The following is a 19,275-nucleotide window of genomic DNA, read 5'->3' on the forward strand; positions in this document are numbered from 1 at the left end:
GAAGTGTTCCCGGCACACAGGGCGTGTCGCACCTGCGGCGGGGCAAACCTGGCGGGTGCGGCAGTGAGGGCCAGCAGCGCCGAGCGAGCAGCGCCGAGCGAGCAGCGCCGAGCGAATAGTTCCTACGCGTGGTGCAGATCGGGCCCGTGCTCAGCGGGGAAACGTGTTTCTGTATCGCCCAGCTGCCGAGCGAGGGCGGTCGCTTTCGCAGCGTCCTCCAGGTTCATCGCGCGCCGATAGGTCATTTCGATCGAGTCGCCGACGACCGTGCAGCCGTGGTGCTGCATCACGACACAGTCATGGTCGGAAAGCTGCGCAGCCGCGGTGTCCGCAAGCTCGTCGGAACCGTTTGGATAGAACGGAGTGACGCCGATTGACCCGACGTAGAACGCGTGGTCGAGGGTGATCAACCGGATCTCAATGCCGAGCGATGCAAGCAGCACCGCGTGCTGCGGATGGAGGTGAATCACAGTGTTCACATCGGGACGCGCCCGGTATGCGCGCTGATGTAGCTTCCACTCGCTCGAAGGCTTGGGGTTTCCGGAGACCACGGTGCCGTCGAGATGCATCACGGAGAAGTCCCCGGGCCGTAGCCGGTCCAGCCAGGTGCCAGACCCGGTGACAATAAAGTGCTCATCGTCGAGGCGAGCAGACAGGTTGCCGCCGCTGGCGAGCACGAGACCGCGACGTACTGCGTCAGCGCCCAACTCGGAGAGCTCCAGGGCAGCAGCTGCGCCCTCGTGCGTATTCAACATGTGCTTCTTCTTTCCATGTGCCACTCGCGCGGGCGTTGGAGTACCTCACGACCGTCACGCTTCGCAGGCGCTGGGCCGGCGCGAATCGCTCACAATTCTCCGCCCAGCGGTCCTCTGTTGTCAAACAACCGCGGGACTCGCCTGCGCAGGAGCGGACGTCGGTCGAGGATCGCTGTTCGGCGCGCTACCCCGCGCGGCGGATCGTGAAGGCGTAGCGCCCCTCGAGGAAGTAGGTCCGCGAGTACAGGAGAGGCCGGCCAGAGCGCTCGAAGTGCACCTGATCAAGGAGCACATACAGGGCTGTGCGCCCACCGCCGGCAACATCCCAGCCGATGCCATCCGATTGCACCGCGTGCACCTCGGCGACGGCGTAGTGCGGGTGCAGATCGCGATTATCGCGCAGATACGAGAACAGGGAGCCGTCGACCGTTTCCGGGTCTGCGCCCTCAGGGAAGACTCCAAGCGGCATGAGGTCATAGGAGTAGGCAACCACTTCGCCGTCAGCGAGGATCGTGCGTCGCAATTCCAGCGCGTGGGCATCTCCCGAGAGACCCAGCTTCTCCGCTTCATCCGGCAGGAGAGGTCGAATGACTCTCCCCTTGTAGACCATCCCTGGTTCGCGACCAGTGCTGCGGATTGACTCGGTAATGGAGTCGAGTCGTTCGAGCCCCGCAGTAATCGCCGGACGCTCGGTCACGAAGGTGCCGACACCGTGTTGGGTGTGCACGAGGGCGATCGTTTCGAGCTCGCGCAGTGCGGCGCGAACCGTTGGCCTGGATACCCCAAAACGGGTTGCGATCTGGGCTTCGGTGGGGAGACGAGCTCCCTCGCAGAACTCCTCGGAGCGAATCGCATCACGCAAGCCATCTGCGACGAGCGCAACGCGCGAACCTGGCCTCGCCATGCCCACCCTCCTTCATGTGCGGGCAATCTCGCCCTTCAATCGGTGTACTCAGTCTAGGACATTGGGAGCGCTCCAGATGCGTGACGTCGCTCCCGGCGTTGTCTGTCAACACGGACTCCGTGCTGCTGCGCGGTGTGACGTGCGCGGTGTGACTGGGTGACGTGGGCTACGACTCGTCAGCCGACTGAGCCGGAGCGATGATGTCTAAGCTGGTGCCGCCGTCGGTGCCATCGCTGGCACCGGCTCCAACACCATCGGCAGAGGCAGAGGCGCCGTGCTGTTTTGCTCCGGTCAGGTTCGTGAGGAGCGAGACACGGGCCGCGATCGCCGCGTGAAGCTCGCCAAATGGGAGGGCGGCGTCGAGCACGAGGTAGCGCTCCGGTTCTGCGTCAGCGAGGGCGAGGAAACCGTCACGCACGGCACGGTGGAAGGTCTCCGCCTCGGCTTCGAGCCGATCTGCGGTGCCGCCACGCGCGGTGCGGCGCTCGGCCGCGAGTGTCGGGTCCAGATCGAGCAGCACCGTGAGCGTTGGCCAGAGGCCCTCTACGGCCCACTCGCTCAGCCCGCGTACTTCGGCGACATCCAGCACACGACCGGCTCCCTGGTAGGCGAGCGAGGAGTCGATGTAGCGGTCTTGCACCACGATCGCGCCTCGGGCAAGGGCCGGCCGCACCACGGTTGCGACATGCTGCGCGCGGTCCGCGGCGTAGAGCAGCGCTTCGGCGCGCGGATCGACCGCGCCGATTTCGTCGCCGCCGTGCAAGAGCAGTCTGCGCACTTCGACGCCGAGCGGAGTGCCGCCCGGCTCGCGAGTGCGCACAACCTCTCGGCCTTGCGCAATGAACCACGCGCTCAGCAGTTCGGCCTGCGTCGTCTTCCCAGCACCGTCCCCGCCCTCGAACGTGATGAAGATCCCGTTCGAGGGCTGTTCCGCTGCGCCCTGCGCGGGGGCTGCGTGCAGGGCCGTTGGGTTCGTCGCCACAGTGTCGCTCACGCGCTACTCCGCGAGTGCGGCCTCGGCTGCCGCTTTCTTCGCTGCTCGTGTGGCGGCTGCCTTCTTGGCCGCTGCCGAACGCACAGGATCAACGGTTTTCTCCGCCGACTTCGCGGTCGTCTTCTTCGCTGCAGCTTTCTTGGCAGGCGTCTTCTTCGCGGCCGGCTTTTTCGCCGCAGCTTTCTTTGCGGGTGCCTTCTTCTTGGCCGGCCCCTTCGCACGCTTGATGGCGAGGAGCTCGATCGCACGCTCGAACGTTATGTCGTCGACGGAGTCTCCGCGCGGAATGGTCGCGTTCGTTTCGCCGTCAGTGACGTAGGGCCCGAAGCGCCCGTCACGCACCTTGACTGGCTTGCCACTCACGGGGTCGGCGTCAAACTCTTTCAGCGCGCTGGAGGCTTTGCGGGCGCCATACTTCGGCTGGGCGAACAGTTCCTGCGCCCCCGCGAGGTCGATGGAGAAGATCGCTTCTTCGCTCGTGAGCGAACGGGTATCCGTGCCCTTCTTCAGGTACGGGCCATACCGCCCGTTCTGGGCGGTGATCTCGGCATTCGACTCAGGGTCGACGCCCACGACGCGGGGCAACTCGAGCAGCGCGATCGCGGTGTCGAGATCCACCGTTGCCGGGTCCATGCTCTTGAACAGTGACGCAGTGCGCGGCTTCTGCCCCTTCGGCAGCTCTTCGCCCTCGTCGGGCAGTTCGGACACGTAGGGTCCAAAGCGGCCGTTCTTCGCAATGACCCGTTTGCCTGTGCTGGGGTGCAGGCCGACCACGCGGTCCTCTGCTGGTTCAGCTTCGGCGAGCTCATGCGCCTTCGCCGGGGTCAGCTCATCAGGCGCGAGGCCGTCTGGGATGTTCACGGCGCGCGGCTTCAGCACACCATCATCGCCGACTTCGCTCTTCTCATCGAACACTTCGAGATACGGGCCGTACTTGCCGTTGCGGAGCGAGATCTGATCATCGATCCGGATCGTATTGATCGCGCGCGCGTCGATTTCCCCGAGGTTGTCGACCACGCCGCGCAGGCCGGGGTGGCTGTCGGTGCCGAAGTAGAACTCACCGAGCCATTTGCTGCGATCCGCTTCGCCGGAGGCGATGCGGTCGAGGTCGTTCTCCATCTCGGCCGTGAAGTCGTAGTTCACGAGCGCTGAGAAGTGCTCTTCCAGGAGCCGCACGACCGAGAAGGCGATCCAGCTTGGAACAAGCGCCTGCCCCTTCTTCGTGACGTATCCCCGGTCCATGATCGTGCTGATGATCGCGGCATAGGTCGACGGACGGCCGATCCCGAGCTCTTCGAGGCGTTTCGTGAGGCTTGCCTCGGTGTAGCGCGGGGGCGGGCTCGTCTCGTGCCCTTTCGCCTCCGGGTCGGTGACGTCAAGGCTCTGGCCGGACGAGAGCTGCGGCAGCGAGACGTTCTGCTCAGTGTCGCCGCGCTTTTCATCGCGGCCCTCTTCGTACGCGAGAAGGAAGCCGGGGAACGTGATCACGGTGCCGCTCGCGGTGAACTCCGCCGTAGTCGGGGCCGTGCGATCGCTCTCGGTGACGCTCGCCTCGAGCGTCACCGTGTCGGTGGATCCCTTCGCGTCCGCCATCTGGCTGGCGACGGTGCGCTTCCAGATCAGGTCGTAGAGCGCGTGCTCGCCCTGGGAGAGCTTGCCTTTCAGCTCCGTGGGACGCTGGAAGATATCCCCGGCGGGGCGGATAGCTTCGTGGGCTTCCTGCGCACCCTTTGCCTTGCCCGTGTACACGCGCGGCTTCTCAGGCAGCGTCTGAGCACCATAGAGCTCGGAGGCCTGGGTACGGGCCGCCTGAATCGCCTGCTGCGAAAGCGTGGGCGAGTCGGTACGCATATATGTGATGTAGCCGTTTTCGTAGAGCGACTGCGCGAACGACATCGTCTGGCGGGAGCTGTAGCGGAGCTTGCGGGACGCTTCCTGCTGCAGTGTCGAGGTGGTGAACGGGGCCGCGGGGCGCCGCGTGTGTGGCTTCGTCTCGACCGAACGCACGGTGGCAACGGCCTGCGGGGTCAGCAGGGCCGCGAGCTGTTCGGCCCGCTGCTGCTCGAGCGGCACCGAACCAGCCTTGATCGCACGCGGGGTGAGCTTCCCGTCGTCGCCGAAATCGCCACCGGTCGCGAGGCGTTGGCCGTCGAGCCGCACGAGACGGGCGGTGAACGCCGTGGGGTCCGGCGCATCAGCGCTCGGGTGGAACGAGGCGCTGAGATCCCAGTACTCCGCCGCGTTGAAGGCCTGGCGCTCACGCTCACGGTCAACAACCAGACGGGTCGCAGCAGACTGCACGCGACCAGCCGAGAGCTTGGGAGCGACCTTTCGCCACAGCACGGGTGAAATGTCGTAGCCGTACAGCCGGTCAAGGATGCGGCGAGTTTCTTGTGCGTCGACGAGTGCGGTGTCGAGATCGCGGGTGTTCTGCTTGGCCTGCTCGATCGCGTCCTTGGTGATCTCATGGAACACCATGCGGCGGACAGGCACCTTGGGCTTTAGCACCTCAAGCAGGTGCCACGCGATGGCTTCTCCCTCGCGGTCCTCATCAGTTGCGAGCCAGAGTTCGTCGGCATCTTTCAGAGCTCGCTTGAGCTCGGCGACGGTTTTCTTCTTGTTGTCATTTACGACGTAGTAGGGCGCGAAGTCGTTCTCGACGTCGACGGCGAAGCGCCCAAAGGGGCCCTTCTTCAGCTCGGCGGGCAGCTCTGAGGGTTCGGCGAGGTCACGAACGTGCCCCACAGACGCGATGACTTCATAGTCATCGCCCAAATAGCCACCGATCGTCTTCGCCTTGGTCGGCGACTCGACGATTACCAATTTTTTCGTACCCGCCACGGGGTCTCCTTCATTACTTCGAGCTCGCGCTGGGCGGACCCGCCATTGCCCTCAGGGTTCTGCCTCGACACGATACACAGTCTCGAGTGAGAAACCACCATCGAATCGGACCTGAGGTTCTCCTCTCTATTATGCTGCCCGCCTGTGCGGAGCCAGACGCACCCCCTCTCAGCCGCGCTTCTCACGGCGGTCCGAGGTATTCAAACGGGTTGAGATCTGGGTGTGTATTCGTCGGGGTCGAGGACAGCGTGAAATGAGTGTGCGGACCTGAGGTGCAGCCGCTCATCCCGGAAAGCGCTACGGCCTGGCCTGGTCCGACCAGGCTGCCTGCGCGGATGCCCAACCGTTCGGGAGATCCGGGGGCGACGTGGTTGTGCGAACTGTAGATCGCCTGCCCGGCGACGCTGTGGCGCACGACGACCGTGACGTTTGGGCCGCGCCACCAGCCGGGATTCGCTCGGCACGGTTCAGGAATTCCCCCCCCGTCCTGCCCGGCAAAGACCACGACGCCAGCGCGAGGCGAAGTGAGCTCAGCCCCGGCTGGAACGCTGAGGTCGATTGCCAGACCATCGTGCAAGCCCTGGGACACTTCCCTCGTTGCTGCTGGCCACACCCACCCTGACTCCCCAGCGGCGCTGTCGTCCCCTGGCGGCAACGGCACGGGGCCAGCTCGGGCACGCCCCTCGGCACGGAGCGCGGCCGTGCCTCGCGCAATGACGACTCGCGCCTCGCCAGTGCTTTGAGTGACGACGCAGGAGACGAGTTCGGCCCCTGCTCCCGCTGCGACCTCGCCAGCCACCGTGCACGGATCGGCGTCGATCCACCCGGTCGCGGCGTCCGCTGCGGCGAGCGCCGCGGCATCCGCTGTGACCGCCACCCGGTGCCTCCCCTCGAGCTGAGCCGCAGCCGCCACAACGGGGAGACCCAGGATGACTGCGGCGGCCGCGCACGCCGCCACTACCGAGGCGCTCATGAGTGAGCCCCGGCAGATTCGCTCGCACGGGTGGTGGCGGAACTTTCGGGACTGGACCCCGATCCTTCCCCAGCGCCAGCGCCAGCGCCAGCGCCAGCGCCTGAGATGTTGGCAACAGCGGCTGTGACCGCACCAGCGCCGGAACGCGCAGCGCACGATTCGGCACCAATGGTGATTCCGCCGAGGAGGCCACTCATGGGCGCAGCTCGCAATTCGACGCAGTGGAGCCCGGCCCGCGTGTCGCGGGTAATCTCCGTGCCTGCACTCAGATTGGCGAGCCGCACACGCGCTGCATCTGTGTCTCCGCGTGCTTCGAGACGCGCGACCTCTCCCGCGAGCGAAACGAGGGTGATCCGGTGGGCCGCGAGCGTGACCGCACCGATCACGAGGCCGAGCACCGCAACCACTACGGGCAGCACGATCGCGAACTCCGCGGTCACTGTCCCGCGCTCCTCCGCACAGAAGCGCGCCCAGCGCTCACTCACCCGTTCCGAGCGCATTTTCCACCAACTGCACAAGCATGGCGCGGATTTCCGAAGACTGCAGAATTGCGACCAGCAGTCCGGCAAAGGCGACGGCCGCCAGGATGACGATGGCGTACTCCGCAGTGACCGCGCCCCGCTCTTCAGCGCGGAAACGCGCGAACCGGGCGCTGGCCCAGCGGCGCACCCGGATCAGTGTGCGCGCTCCACGATATGGACGGTGGAGGATCAGTGGAGGGCGAGCAGGAGGGTCTGGAACGAGTTCAAGTTTGGTGGTCATGGTAGTCCCTTCGGTCGGTACGGCCCGGCGGTCGCCGGTGCTTCCATCCTGCGTGTCGGGCAGCGAGCCAGGGGCCGAGAACCCCGCGCTGTGAATATCTCCCGAGCTCAGGGCACAACTCACGAGTTGTGGGCGAGGATCTGCTGCGCTGAGCCTGCCGCAGTGCACCCGCATGTCACATCCCGCCCAGCATCGAGATCACGACAGGCGCAACCCCGAGCGCTACGAACGCCGGCAGCACGCAGAGCCCCAGCGGAAGCAGCACACGAATCCCGAGCCGTTCAGCCGCCTGCTCAAGTTCAGCGTGCGCTCTGGCACGAGCTCCCGCAGCTTCTTCGAGCAGCAACGGGCGAAGCGACACCCCCGTCGCCGCAGCAGTCCGGATCGTGGTGGCAAGAAGCCCGTCGCTGACGAACCGGTCGAAGCGCACCCAGGACGCGCCAAACTCGTCGATCGCGTCGACGACTCTGCGGCTCGCGGTCTCCGGGGCGGCACCGCCTCCCAGCGCGACCCACACCAGCTCGCACTCGATACCGTCCACCCTGTCGGCACGCTCAACGCGTCGCCGCATCATTCGCGCCCAGGCCACGCCTCCTCCCAGCAGAGTGCCACCCCCGCAGAAGAGTGCTACACCAGCGGGGCTCAACAGCACTCCGAGCGGGTTGAAACCCAACAGCGCCCCGATTCCAAAGCTCAGGAGCGGCAGCGCCGCGACGAGTCGTACGGTGGCCCGCGGTCCGGAGAGCAGCACCTCCCGCCGTTCGCCGAGCCGCTCAAGCTCGCGCAGTGCGCCACCAATCCGGTCAAGTGCGGGTGCGAGTGGTGCCCCGCTCTCTTCAGCGAGTCGCCATGCCACTGCCAGGACCCGCCACGGCGGCGCGTCTTCGGCGGCAATAGCCTCAGCCACGGGATCACCCCTCGCAGCGCGGGCCGCGATCTTCCGTAGGCTCGTGGTGTCACGCTCCGTGTGTTCCTTCTCAGCTGCTTCACGGTCGAGCACGGCGCACACTCGCGTGGCGGGGACGCCACCACGCAGCAGCACGGCACAGCGTCGTGCCATCTCAGCAGCCGCCGTTGACGCCTCTGCTCCCCCGGCGTGCGCGGCCCTGTCCGCCGGGGCAATCGCCGCGCATGCGACCTCCCGAGCCACCACAGCCTGCCCCCAGATCGGCCAGACTGCCGCGGCCGAGAAAGCCGTCCGCCGTTCACAGCCGCCCCACGTCGATCGCAAGTCCTCGGTCAGTCCCGATGCTGAGCCTGCCAATGGCTTCCACTCGCGGTCGACCGGCCACGCGTGTCAGGTGCACCACCAGGTCGAGCGCGGAAACGGCCTGCCTCGCCAGCGCTTCAGGGGGCAACCCGGCGCTGGCTCCAAGTGCTTCGAGCCGGGCGGGCACTTCGCTGATCTTGCTCGCATGGAGCGTGCCGGCTCCGCCATCGTGTCCTGTGTTGAGGGCAGTGAGCAGCGTCGCGATCTCCGGACCACGGCACTCCCCCAACGCGATGCGGTCAGGCCGCATCCGCAGCGCCTCACGCAGCAGTTCGTCGAGCGTGACTCGTCCGAGCCCTTCAGTGCTCGCCTGCCGCGCTTCGAGAGCTATCGCGTGCGGATGCGCGAGCCGCAGTTCGGCAAGATCCTCGATAGTGACGATACGTTCGCGGCGCCCCACGAGCGAGAGGAGGGCGGCGAGGAGCGTCGTCTTGCCGGTTCCCGTGCCGCCCGTGATGAGTAGATTTCTGCGCCCACGCACTGCGCTCCGCAGCAAGTCGGCGACTCGCAGAGTGCACAGTCCCCCGCTCACAAGTTCGTCAAAGCTGAGCATCTCTACTCGCGGCACTCGGATAGATACTGCAGCTCCGGCAACGGCCACCGGCGGGAGCACAGCGTGCACCCGCATCCCATCTCCCAACCGCACATCACCGCTCGGATGCAGTTCATCCAAGTGCCGACCCCCCGCTGCGATCAGCGCAGTAGCAAGGCGGTGCACTGCGGCAGGCTGCACGGACCAGCCCGCGATGTGCTCGATCTGACCAGCCCGATCCACCCAGAGTTCACCCTGTCCGGCCCGCACGTGCACGAGGAGATCCCGCAGCGCAGGATCGTCGAGCACGGGGAGCAAGCCGCCCAGCGCGCGCCGCGCCGCGAGCGGGAGGGCGGCGGTGCGCGGCGGTGGCAGCGGAGCGCAGACGCGTGACGAGCGCTCTGCAGCGTTATCCGGTAGAGGATCTGGCCGCAGCAGCCCGACGGCCTGCGGCCCGTCACTCTGTGGAGTCGCGCGTCCCAGCAGCTCCGCCCAAGACGCCTCCGTTGCACGCAGCTCAGCCCCGGAGACGTCGCGTTCCGGCGCGATCTCATCCTGCCGTGCGGTGTCGGCTTGGCCCGGGGAGCTTTCGCGCCCCGCCCACCACCGGCCGTGCTTTCCGCGCTGCTGGCGCTCGACTGCACCCCGAAAGTCGTCAGCGCGCCGGGACCCACCAGCACCTCCAGATCTTCGAGATTCTGCAGAGCTCCGAGAGTTCCGAGACCCCCGAGAACCTCCAACACCCCCGGGCCCGCCAGGCGAGCGCACGACCGTTTTCGGCTGTGCGGGGGCCGTGTGTCTGAGGAGTGAGGGAATCATGCGGATATTCCACCCGATGCCGCAGTTGTGCACGACAAAATACTGTCCAATGTGGATAGTTCGGGGTTTTTCTCCACCGGTGTCATATTGAGAGCGAAGGTCGCCGCACGGTATAGCCTGGTGGTGCAATCGGCGCTTCCGGCACCCGCAGTTTCGGAGCGCTCCACTCGCGAGAACGGATAAGGGCGTCCATGACTGACCAGCACGGCACCATCGAAAGCCACCCACTGCAGAACGCCGAGGGCGCGGAGATCTATCCGCCAAGTGCCGAGTTCCGTGCGCAGGCAAATCTCAACGATCCCTCGGTCTACTGGCGCGCGGCCGAAGACCCCGAGGGGTACTGGGCAGAGCAGGCTCAGAACCTGAACTGGAAGAAACCGTTCACCGAGATCCTGGACTGGACCAACCCGCCATTTGCGAAATGGTTCGCAGACGGCGAACTCAACGTCGCAGAGAACTGCCTTGACCGGCACGTCGCGGCCGGTCTCGGCGATCGAGTCGCCATTCATTTTGAAGGCGAGCCGGGCGACACTCGCTCGCTCACCTACGCCGAGCTGACCCACGAGGTCAAACGCGCCGCCAATATGCTCACCAGTCTCGGAGTGAGCCAGGGCGACCGCGTCGCGATCTACATGCCGATGATCCCGGAGACCATCATCGCGATGCTCGCAGTCGTGCGTCTTGGCGCAGCACACTCCGTGGTCTTCGGCGGCTTTAGCGCGGAGAGCCTGCGCTCTCGCATCGACGACGCAGAGGCCGAGCTGGTCATCACCGCGGACGGCGGCTACCGCAAAGGACGCGTGACGGCGCTCAAGCCCACCGTCGATGACGCCCTCGCCCTGCACGGTGGTGGCAGCACCGTCGAGAAGGTGCTCGTAGTGCAGCGCACGAAGAACGAAATCTCCATGGCCGCCAATCGCGATCTGTGGTGGCACGAGGAAATCACCGCGTTTGATGGTGAGCACACCCCGCAGGGCTTCCCAGCAGAGAACCCGCTGTTTATCCTCTACACTTCCGGCACCACCGGGAAGCCCAAGGGAATCCTGCACACCTCTGGCGGATACCTGACCCAGGCCAGCACGACCCATCGCAACGTGTTCGATCTCAAGGCTGACACTGACGTCTACTGGTGCACGGCTGACATCGGCTGGATCACCGGGCACAGCTACGTCGTGTACGGCCCGCTCGCCAACGGAGCGACCCAGGTAATCTACGAGGGCACCCCCGAAACCCCGGATTGGGGCCGCTGGTGGAGCATTATCCAGAAGTACGGCGTCACCATTTTCTACACGGCCCCGACCGCGATCCGGGCCTGCATGAAGATGGGTCGGCAGATCCCCGAGCAGTATGACCTCTCGAGTGTGCGTTTGCTCGGCTCGGTCGGCGAGCCCATCAACCCCGAGGCATGGCGGTGGTACCACGACGTCATCGGTGGCGGGGTCGCCCCAATCGTCGACACCTGGTGGCAGACGGAAACCGGTGCGCTCATGATTTCCCCGTTGCCAGGCATCACGCAGCTCAAGCCAGGCAGCGCACAGGTGCCGCTGCCTGGCATCTCGGCGGCGGTCGTGGACGACGAGGGCAACCCGGTCGAGCGCGGACAGGGCGGTCTGCTCGTGATCCAGCGCCCGTGGCCCTCGATGGTGCGCGGGATCTGGGGCGATCCGGATCGCTTCGTCGATACCTACTGGTCCAAGTTTGGGGATCAGTACTTCGCCGGCGACGGTGCGCGGCTCGACGCAGACGGCGACGTCTGGCTCCTCGGCCGTGTGGACGACGTGATGAACGTCTCCGGCCACCGGCTCTCCACTGCGGAAATCGAATCGGCTCTGGTCGAGCACCACGCAGTTGCCGAGTCGGCAGTGGTCGGCGCTGACGACGAAACCACAGGTCAAGCCGTCGTGGCCTATGTCGTGCTGAAAACCCAGCAGGACATCCTGACCGAAGAAGACGCCGAGGCCGCGCTGAAGAAGCACGTCGCTGGTCAGATCGGTGCGATCGCTCGGCCCCGCAACATTTACATTGTGACCGAACTCCCCAAGACGCGCTCTGGGAAGATCGTGCGCCGGATCCTGAAGCAGCTCGCCGAGGGCAAAGAGGTCGGAGACATCACAACGCTGGCCGACACGATGGTGATGAGCACGATCCAAGAGAAGATCACCGCGACCAGGTAGTCACCCGTTCGAGGAGTGGAGAGGGGCATCGCGCACGACGCGCGGTGCCCCTCTCAGTGCGCAGCCCCGCACCTCTCGAAGGCCCTGGTCCACGCCCCACAGCCCGCAATCACGCGGCTTCAGGATCAGGCAATCGGTGAGGAGTGTGTCGAGCACCGGAGTACCAGTGTTCGTGGAGACTACCGCTCGGATCTGACTTCAGCCGAGAACGCACGGTGCTCGATGCGTTCAGCCTGGTGGTCTCCTCTTGTGAGGCCTGGCGCGTTGGGTGCCATGCCTATGCCTGCGCACAGCGGTCCACCCAGTGCTCGGCCTCGGCCTCATCAGCACCCAGCGCGAGCACGATGTCGTTGGCGAGGCCGCTATCCATTCGGGTGCGCCTGGGGCGCATCACATCGTAGACCGTGGAGCGATCGGGGATCGCGGCGCCGGACTGCACGCCACGGAAAACGCGGAGCTCTGCGATCAGCCGCACCAGCGTCCCGTAGGACGTCACCCCTTTCAGCCCGGGGAGATCATGGGCGATCAGGTCGAACGACTCCCCTGCGGCATCCTGCGAGTCCCGGAGAACCGACATCGCTCCCCCGTGAATTGAGTCGTGCGAGCAGTCTCCACGAGTCCATCGTCGTTCGCACTGTGTGAGCCCACACACACGAACGCGGGGACGAATCCACCGGATCCGCCCCCGCGTTATTCGTGCTGAGTGCACGACTCCGACAAACTAATCGGCGATCTTGAACACGAACTCGATTTCTACTGGAGCGTCGAGCGGCAGAACCGCGACGCCAACGGCGGAGCGCACATGAATCCCGAGATCCCCGAATACGCGGCCGAGGAACATCGAGGCGCCGTTGGCCACTGCAGGTTGGCCAGTAAAAGACGGATCCGACGCCACGAAGGCGGTGACCTTGACGACCTGGACAATACGGTCGAGGTCTCCGATGACGCCGCGTACTGCTGCGAGGGCGTTCAACGCACACAGCTGCGCGAGCTCTTCGGCCCGCTCGGGGGTCACGAGCCCCTCCCCGACCCCGACTTTGCCGGTCTCGGGCAGCGCGCCCGAGACGAAAGGCAGCTGCCCGGCCGTGTAGACGTAATTCCCATCACGCAGTGCAGGGACGTAGGCGGCCACCGCTGCGGCGACCTCTGGGACCTCACATCCGAGTTCGCGCAGGCGATCCTCAATGACTGATGACATGCGGTTAGGCCTTCTTTCTCTTCAGGTAGGCAACATTTCCGCCGGCCGGGCCCTCGATGATCTGCACGAGTTCCCACCCCTGCGCGCCCCAATTGTTCAGGATCTGCGCCTCATTGTGCAGCAGCAGCGGGGTGACGAAGTACTCCCACTGCGCCGTCTCGATCGTTTCACTCACGTACGGATCTCCCTCTGAATTCAGCCGGATAGCTCCGGCTTAGTCTGCCGCGTCGCACTTGATACCCGCGACTTGCGCAGATTTCTCGTAACGTCGCTTCGCTTCGATTGTATGACCAGGAGGACCACTCGGGTCTCCGTGAACTCACGAAGGCGGGCATAGGCGCAAACACGAAACAGGCGGAGTCGCTCGCGGAAGCCCACGCGCTGACGAGGGCCGCGGCGCTGATGCGCTCAACGCGGTGTCCGGTGTCCTGCATGTCTCGCTGGTTGCCCGGGAGAGGCTCAGCCCACGTGTCTCTGACACCTGTGCCAGGTGGCGACCATGCCCGTCAAGTTCAGCTGTGAGTCTGGTGGGAAGGCCCGCGAGACGCCGTTGAGCGTGCCAGCGCATCCTCGGAGCACACTCAAAGCGGTGCCCCGTGACGCTACGTTTCGTGCGCTGAGCTGGGGAAAGAACGGCTGCGCTCCCCGCACGCGGCAGCACGGACCATCCACCTGGCACACTCAGGGAATTGCAGATCAGTCGCATATGCTCGCCTGTTATGACCAGGAAGACAACGCAGAACCCGCCGGTTCGCACCGAAAAGCCACGCAGCGCTGGCGGGGCCCTCAGCGGCATCCTCGGCGCTGTTGCGATGAGTGCGATCGCGGGAGTGCTCGTCACGGCAGCGGTAACCCCGGTGGTCGCACTCAGCGGCACCGCGGCAAACTCCGCCGTGGATATCTTTGAGAATCTGCCCGATCATCTCAATCCAGGTCGTCTCGCTGAGCCCTCCACGCTCTGGGCCACAGACAAGGACACCGGAGAAGAATTCCAGCTGACGGAGTTCTATGATCAGGATCGCGAAACCGTGGGTTGGGACGATATCTCCCAGTTCGTGAAAGACGCGGCCGTCGCCGAGGAGGATCCCCGCTTCTACACGCATGGCGGTGTCGATATGCTCGCAACGGCGCGAGCAGTGCTGCAGAACGCTGCGGGCCAGAACCTGTCGGGCGCCTCGACGATCACGATGCAGTACGTGCGTAACGTGCTGATCCAGGACGCACTCGCGATTCCCGACGAGGAAGAGCAGAAAGCCGCGTACAAAGACGCGATGAAGCAGGATGTCGATCGCAAGCTCAAAGAAATGAAGCTCGCGATCAGCATCGAGAAGAAGTACCCGAAAGACGAGATCCTGCTCGGGTACCTCAATATCGCTCTGTTTGGCCGCACGATCTACGGCATCGAGTCTGCAGCACAGTACTACTACAGCTCTTCGGCGAAGGACCTCTCGCTCGCGCAGGCGGCCAGCCTCGTCGCGATCGTGAACAACCCCGGCCACCTCCAGATCGACGTTCCCGAGAACATCCCGGCCAACAAAGAGCGCCGCGACAAGATCCTCGGCAGCATGCTGAACCACGGCAAGATCACCCAAGCCCAGTACGACGAAGCCATCGCTACCGAGGTCACGCCCGTCATCAAGGAACGCAGACAGGGCTGTGCTGTGGCCGAGGCGAATTACGGCGTCGGCAACTTCTGCGACTACGTGCAGCGCTACATCAAGCAGGATCCGAGCTTTGGGGACACCCCAGAGGAGCGGGAGTTCAACTTCAGCCGCGGCGGCTACCAGATCAAGACCACGATCGACCTCCCCATGCAGGCAGCGGCCACCGCGTCGATGCGCGAGAACGTGCCCGCGCTCTTGGACGGCATCGATGTCGGTGCGGCAACGAGCAGCATCGAGGTCGGTACCGGCCGCGTGCTCGCAATGGTGCAAAACCGCCCGTTTAGCAATGACCCAGAGGCCGTCGAACAGGATCCCGGCCTGAGCGCAATCAACTACAACACCGACTACGAGTACGGAGGCTCCAGCGGCTTCCAGGTCGGCTCAACGTTTAAGGCCGTCACACTCGCCGAGTGGATCCGCACGGGCCACTCGGTCCAGGACATCGTGAACGTAAACGGTCGCACGGTACCGCTGCAGTCTTTCCCGGATTCCTGCTCCCCTGACGGGGTGTACGGCTACGGCAACTGGGAGTTCTCCAACGACAACACTCAGATCACCGGCAACCGTTCAGTGTTGACGGCCACGGCACAGTCCATCAACGGCGGCTTCGTCTCGATGCAGCAGAAGATGGATCTCTGCGAGACCTACGCGATGGGCGCCAAGCTCGGCATTCATCGCGCAGCGCCGCAGAACACGAATGAAGATCTGAACAACTACGGCACCACCGAACTCACGCGGGTCCCCTCCGGCGTGTTCGCGGGGACCGACGAGGTCGCCCCCATCACGATGGCCTCCGCGTTCGGCGCGTTCGCCGGCAACGGCACGGTCTGCACCCCGGTGCCGATCGACCAGATCATCGGCCCGGACGGTAAAGAAGTCGAGTTCACCAAGTCCACCTGCAGCGAGGCGACGTCCCCGGAGGTCGCGGCCGGTGTGGCGTATGCCCTGCAATACGCGGTGACCAACGGGCTCGCCGATCACGCTCGCTCCGCGTACGGCACGCCGCACCTCGCAAAGACCGGAACCACCGACGAAGTGAAAGACAACTGGACTGTGGGTGCGAGCACGAAGGTCGCCACCGCCACCTGGGTGGGCAATGCTGGTCCAGTGCAGCTCGCAGACGGCACCTGGGATCGCGTGTCCACACAGGGCTTCGGCAACCTGATGGTCGCGGACCAGTCAATCTGGCCGGCCGTCATGAATGTCGCTGACGCCCGCTATGGCGGGGATCCATTCCCCGAGCCGAGCCCGACGTCCACTCAGGCGAAGACCGTCACGGTGCCAGATGTCGCGGGCAAGTCCTTTGACGAGGCGAGCAAGACTCTGACGGATCTCGGCTTCAACGTCGCGGACGGCGGTGAGGTTGACTCCGCTGTGGGCGAGGGCCTCGTGGCACACTCCGATCCGGCCGCAGGCACTGAGCTCACTCAAGGCTCGGGTGTCACACTCTTCCGCAGCAACGGAGAGGCGAGCGCAGTGCCTGACGGCCTGATCGGCGCGACAGGAAATGCTGCGAAGTCCACGCTCAACAGCGCCGGATTCACCAGGGTCGACTTCTCCTGCGAGGCAAACGGGAAGGCCGACGGCAAAAAGCACAAGGTCGTCTCGGTGAGCCCGGGAAGCGGCGAGGAGGCCAATACGAATGGCACTGTCACACTGACTCTCGCCTGCGGAAAGCCGTAGCGGCAGAGTTCCCCGCACGCAGCATGGGTCGCTGCGTGCGGGGATTTTCAGCAATGTCGCATACGCTTGGATGTTATGACCCGAAAGACACCCTCGTCCGCACGCGCGCGTTCGGTGAAGCCGCGCAGCGCGGGCAGCGCCCTCGGCGGCATCATTGGCGCAGTTGCAATGAGCGCAATCGCCGGCGTCCTCGTCACGGCAGCGGTAACCCCGGTGGTCGCACTCAGCGGCACCGCGGCAAACTCCGCAATCGAAATCTTCGAGAGCCTTCCGAACCACCTCGACCCGAGTCGTCTCGCTGAGCCCTCCACGCTGTGGGCCACAGGCGCAGACACCACGGTCTACAAGTTGGCGGAGTTCTATGATCAGGATCGCGAAACCGTGGGTTGGGACGATATCTCCCAGTTCGTGAAAGACGCGGCCGTCGCCGAGGAGGATCCCCGCTTCTACACGCATGGCGGTGTCGATATGCTCGCAACGGCGCGAGCGGTGCTGCAGAACGCTGCGGGCCAGAACCTGTCGGGCGCCTCGACGATCACGATGCAGTACGTGCGTAACGTGCTGATCCAGGACGCACTCGCGATTCCCGACGAGGAAGAGCAGAAAGCCGCGTACAAAGACGCGATGAAGCAGGATGTCGATCGCAAGCTCAAAGAAATGAAGCTCGCGATCAGCATCGAGAAGAAGTACCCGAAAGACGAGATCCTGCTCGGGTACCTCAATATCGCCCTGTTTGGCCGCACGATCTACGGCATCGAGTCTGCAGCACAGTACTACTACAGCTCTTCGGCGAAGGACCTCTCGCTCGCGCAGGCGGCCAGCCTCGTCGCGATCGTGAACAACCCCGGCCACCTCCAGATCGACGTTCCCGAGAACATCCCGGCCAACAAAGAGCGCCGCGACAAGATCCTCGGCAGCATGCTGAACCACGGCAAGATCACCCAAGCCCAGTACGACGAAGCCATCGCTACCGAGGTCGAACCGGCCATCAAGCCCCGCGTCGCGGGCTGCGTCGAGGCCGAAAAGAACTTCGGCGTCGGCTACTTCTGCGACTACGTGCAGCGGTACATCAAGCAGGATCCCAACTTCGGGGACACCCCAGAAGAGCGCGAGTTCAACTTCAGCCGCGGCGGCTACGACATCTACACGACGATCGATCTCGATATGCAGGCCGCGGGCCTGGACGCAACCCGCGCCACGGTGCCCGCCGTCATGGACGGCATCGATGTTGGGGCCGCGACCAGCAGCGTCGAGGTCGGCACCGGACGTGTGCTCTCGATGGTACAGAACAAGGTGTTCAGTAACGATCCGACCGTCATCGAGACAGATCCTGGCTACTCGGCAATCAACTACAACACCGACTTCGAGTACGGCGGCTCCAGCGGCTTCCAGGTCGCCTCGACGTTCAAGGCAATCACACTCGCCGAGTGGATCCGGACAGGTCACTCCGTGCGCGACATCGTAAATGTCAATAGCCGCACCGTGCAGGAGAGCTCGTTCCAGGCGTCTTGTATGACCGACGGCGTCTACGGCTTCGGCTCCTTCCCGTTCACAAACGACAACGAGGGCACGAAGGGCAACCAGCCCGTGCTCACCGCGATCGGCAACTCGATCAACGGCGGTCTCGTTTCCATGCAGCAGAAGATGGATCTCTGCGAGACCTTCGCCACGGCAAAGAAGCTCGGTATCCACCGCGCCTCGGACCAGACGAATCCGGATCTGCCGAACTATGGCACCCGCGAGCTCACAATGGTGCCTTCCAACGTCTACGGTGGCATTGACGAGATCGCTCCGATCACGATGGCGGCGGCCTACGCGGCATTTGCCGGCGACGGCACCGTCTGCACTCCGGTTCCGATTGATCTCATCACTGGCCCAGATGGTGCTGAGGTCCCGTTTACCAAGAGCGAGTGCTCGGAAGGGCTTCAGCCCGAGGTTGCAGCTGGCGTCGCCTACGCGCTGCAGTACGCGGTCTCGAACGGACTCGCGCGGCACGCGGCGTCCGCCTACGGCGTCCCGCACCTCGCGAAGACCGGTACCTCTGATCACGTCATTGACAACTGGACTGTCGGCGCGAGCACCAGGGTCGCAACAGCAACCTGGGTCGGAAACGCCGGCCCAGTGCAGTTCGCTGACGGCACCTGGGGCCGCGTCTCCACGCAGGGCTTCGGCGGGCTCATGTACGCCGATCAGAGCATCTGGCCCGCAGTGATGAACACGGCTGACGCACGCTACGGTGGCGAAGCCTTCCCCGAGCCGACACAGTCGGCGATTCAGCAGACCATGGTCACCGTGCCAGACGTCAAGGGGAAATCGTTCGACGAGGCCTCTTCGATGCTGTCACAGCTCGGCTTCAACGTTTCTGACGGCGGCGAGGTTGACTCCTCCGTCGGCAAGGGTCTCGTAGCGTCCTCTGACCCGGCGGGTGGATCCTCGATCCCGCAGGGCTCCGGCGTCACGGTCTTCCGCAGCAACGGCGAGGCTTCGCCGGTACCCGACGGCCTCATCGGCGCGACAGGCAATGCTGCAAAGTCCACGCTGAACGGTAGTGGTTTCTCCGACGTCGACTTCACTTGTGAGGCCGGCGGCAAAGCCGACGGCAAGAAGCACAAAGTGGTCGCGGTGAGTCCGGGCAGCGGCGAGGAAGCCCGCGTGAGCGGCACCATCACTCTGACTCTCGACTGCGGCAAGAGTAAGGACTAGTCA

The 19,275-nt window shown here is 64.9% G+C and carries 15 protein-coding genes; 3 read left to right on the plus strand and 12 right to left on the minus strand.

The genetic code is table 11. From position 1 onward, the window contains the following. Positions 1-122 precede the first annotated feature (122 nt). The 9 genes from K1X41_RS06970 to K1X41_RS07010 all read right to left on the minus strand — a co-directional run bounded on the left by K1X41_RS06970 (position 123) and on the right by K1X41_RS07010 (position 9,850). The gene (locus K1X41_RS06970; RefSeq protein WP_132206725.1) at positions 123-755 is read right to left on the minus strand and encodes a class II aldolase/adducin family protein; all 633 of its coding nucleotides are present in this window, start codon (positions 753-755) and stop codon (positions 123-125) included. Positions 756-939: 184 nt separating this feature from the next. After that, on the minus strand, positions 940-1,659 hold the full coding sequence (locus tag K1X41_RS06975; RefSeq protein ID WP_220175666.1) for a GntR family transcriptional regulator: 720 nt from the start codon (positions 1,657-1,659) through the stop codon (positions 940-942). 166 nt (positions 1,660-1,825) lie between these two features. Further along, positions 1,826-2,620, minus strand: coding sequence for a dTMP kinase (gene tmk, locus K1X41_RS06980; protein ID WP_220175798.1), 795 nt, complete (start codon positions 2,618-2,620; stop codon positions 1,826-1,828). Positions 2,621-2,656: 36 nt separating this feature from the next. Continuing rightward, a complete protein-coding gene (gene topA, locus K1X41_RS06985) occupies positions 2,657-5,494 on the minus strand; it encodes a type I DNA topoisomerase (protein ID WP_220175667.1) in 2,838 nt (945 codons plus the stop codon). A gap of 181 nt (positions 5,495-5,675) precedes the next feature. Continuing rightward, a complete protein-coding gene (locus K1X41_RS06990; RefSeq protein WP_220175668.1) occupies positions 5,676-6,467 on the minus strand; it encodes a M23 family metallopeptidase in 792 nt (263 codons plus the stop codon). Next, a complete protein-coding gene (locus K1X41_RS06995) occupies positions 6,464-6,907 on the minus strand; it encodes a TadE family type IV pilus minor pilin (protein ID WP_220175669.1) in 444 nt (147 codons plus the stop codon). The genes K1X41_RS06990 and K1X41_RS06995 overlap by 4 nt, the downstream gene beginning before the upstream one ends. A gap of 37 nt (positions 6,908-6,944) precedes the next feature. Beyond that, positions 6,945-7,229 carry a DUF4244 domain-containing protein gene (locus tag K1X41_RS07000; protein WP_243736099.1) on the minus strand — a complete coding sequence of 95 codons (285 nt, stop codon included), beginning with the start codon at positions 7,227-7,229 and terminating at the stop codon, positions 6,945-6,947. A 175-nt stretch (positions 7,230-7,404) separates the two neighbouring features. Continuing rightward, positions 7,405-8,289 (minus strand): type II secretion system F family protein, encoded by an 885-nt coding sequence (locus tag K1X41_RS07005; protein ID WP_133617271.1) that lies wholly within the window; start codon positions 8,287-8,289, stop codon positions 7,405-7,407. Positions 8,290-8,434: 145 nt separating this feature from the next. Next, positions 8,435-9,850: a CpaF family protein gene (locus K1X41_RS07010; protein ID WP_220175670.1), complete on the minus strand. Its 1,416-nt coding sequence runs from the start codon at positions 9,848-9,850 to the stop codon at positions 8,435-8,437. Positions 9,851-10,041: 191 nt separating this feature from the next. On the opposite strand from K1X41_RS07010, the gene acs reads away from it, so the two are divergent. Beyond that, positions 10,042-12,024 carry an acetate--CoA ligase gene (acs, locus tag K1X41_RS07015; RefSeq protein WP_133617269.1) on the plus strand — a complete coding sequence of 661 codons (1,983 nt, stop codon included), beginning with the start codon at positions 10,042-10,044 and terminating at the stop codon, positions 12,022-12,024. Between the two features lie 277 nt (positions 12,025-12,301). On the opposite strand, the gene K1X41_RS07020 is transcribed toward acs, so the two are convergent. The 3 genes from K1X41_RS07020 to K1X41_RS07030 all read right to left on the minus strand — a co-directional run bounded on the left by K1X41_RS07020 (position 12,302) and on the right by K1X41_RS07030 (position 13,397). Then, positions 12,302-12,601, minus strand: a complete 300-nt coding sequence (locus K1X41_RS07020; protein WP_220175671.1) for a hypothetical protein — start codon at positions 12,599-12,601, stop codon at positions 12,302-12,304. Between the two features lie 144 nt (positions 12,602-12,745). Next, positions 12,746-13,222: a RidA family protein gene (locus tag K1X41_RS07025; RefSeq protein WP_132206717.1), complete on the minus strand. Its 477-nt coding sequence runs from the start codon at positions 13,220-13,222 to the stop codon at positions 12,746-12,748. Between the two features lie 4 nt (positions 13,223-13,226). Further along, positions 13,227-13,397 carry a DUF4177 domain-containing protein gene (locus K1X41_RS07030; protein ID WP_132206716.1) on the minus strand — a complete coding sequence of 57 codons (171 nt, stop codon included), beginning with the start codon at positions 13,395-13,397 and terminating at the stop codon, positions 13,227-13,229. Between the two features lie 544 nt (positions 13,398-13,941). On the opposite strand from K1X41_RS07030, the gene K1X41_RS07035 reads away from it, so the two are divergent. Both K1X41_RS07035 and K1X41_RS07040 read left to right on the plus strand, forming a co-directional pair. Further along, on the plus strand, positions 13,942-16,569 hold the full coding sequence (locus K1X41_RS07035; RefSeq protein ID WP_220175672.1) for a transglycosylase domain-containing protein: 2,628 nt from the start codon (positions 13,942-13,944) through the stop codon (positions 16,567-16,569). Between the two features lie 75 nt (positions 16,570-16,644). Then, entirely contained in the window at positions 16,645-19,272 is a 2,628-nt protein-coding gene (locus tag K1X41_RS07040) for a transglycosylase domain-containing protein (RefSeq protein WP_220175673.1), read from the plus strand. Positions 19,273-19,275: the final 3 nt, after the last annotated feature.

It is taken from the genome of Leucobacter luti, from assembly GCF_019464495.1.
GTDB classification, from domain to species: Bacteria; Actinomycetota; Actinomycetes; order Actinomycetales; family Microbacteriaceae; genus Leucobacter; species Leucobacter luti_A.